The sequence below is a fragment of the Paraburkholderia sp. C35 genome (genome assembly GCF_003121405.1).
GTDB lineage: Bacteria > Pseudomonadota > Gammaproteobacteria > Burkholderiales > Burkholderiaceae > Paraburkholderia.
In genome coordinates, this window is the sequence record NZ_QBUY01000221.1 from 1 (window position 1) to 1,262 (window position 1,262).

The following is a 1,262-nucleotide window of genomic DNA, read 5'->3' on the forward strand; positions in this document are numbered from 1 at the left end:
GCCCCTGTGCGGGGCGGCACTTACTTTCTTTGCCGCCGCAAAGAAAGTAAGGGAATCTCTGCAAAAGTCCTGGCATTGACGCGAGCGTGGACTATCCTGGGATCAGGCGAACTCAAGGAGTGGCGAGATGACACAACTGGGTCTTGGTCTGGATCTGTCCACGAAGCGCACGCGCAAGCGCGAGTTTCTCGATGAGATGGACCGTGTGGTGCCATGGCAGAGACTGATTGCGCTCATTGAGCCTCATTACCCTAAAGGTAAGACGGGCCGTCCGCCGTTTCCGATCCAGACGATGCTGCGCATTCACTTCATGCAGCAGTGGTTCAGCCTCTCGGATCCGGCCATGGAAGAAGCGCTGCACGACATCCCGCTGTACCGGGAGTTCGCGCTGCTGGGCACGGGCGTGACGCGGCTGCCTGACGAGAGCACGATCCTGCGATTCCGGCACCTGCTTGAAGCGCATGCGCTGTCGGCCAGCATGCTGGAGACGGTCAACAGGATCCTGCAGGAGAAGGGCTTGACGCTCAAGGTAGGTTCTGCGGTCGACGCGACGCTGATATCGGCGCCCAGTTCGACCAAAAAGAGTGGCACGCGCGACCCCGAGATGAGCCAGACGCAAAAAGGCGGCAGCTGGTACTTTGGCATGAAGGCGCACATCGGAGTCGATGTGGAGTCAGGGCTTGTGCACACCGTGAAATGCACGCCAGCCAATGTTCACGATGTCACGGTGGCGCATGAACTGTTGCACGGCGAGGAAGAGGTTGCGTTTGCCGATGCGGGCTACGTGGGCATTGAGAAACGGGGCGAAACGAAGGCGGTTCAGTGGCACGTCGCGATGCGCCCGAGCAAGCGCAGAAAGCTGGATAAGAGCAAGCGTTTGGATCGGATCTACGACGAGATCGAGCGTCTCAAGGCGGGCGCGAGAGCGAAGGTAGAGCACCCGTTCCGCGTGCTGAAATGCCAGTTTGGATATCTGAAGGCGCGATATCGGGGGTTGGCAAAGAACACGGCGCATATCGAAACGCAGTTCGCGCTGGCCAATCTCTGGATGGCGCGCAAGGCGCTCTGCGACGGGAAATGAAGAGAGCACACGAGCGCACGGCGCAGCGCTGTGGCACAAGACGCGACTGATAGCGCTTGAACTCAGCGCGCGTGACGGCACGACCTTCATGTTGAGCGTGCCACTTGAATATCCACGGCAGAAAATGGGTTGTTCAGACATTCCTAAGCAAAGAAAGCGGGCTAACACCGCTAATGCTAGT

Annotated in this window: 1 protein-coding gene; it reads left to right on the top strand. The window is 59.0% G+C overall.

All coding sequences use genetic code 11. The features are described from left to right. The first annotated feature begins 127 nt into the window (after positions 1-127). Positions 128-1,081 carry an IS5 family transposase gene (locus tag DK391_RS44035; RefSeq protein ID WP_109484276.1) on the top strand — a complete coding sequence of 318 codons (954 nt, stop codon included), beginning with the start codon at positions 128-130 and terminating at the stop codon, positions 1,079-1,081. Positions 1,082-1,262 lie beyond the last annotated feature (181 nt).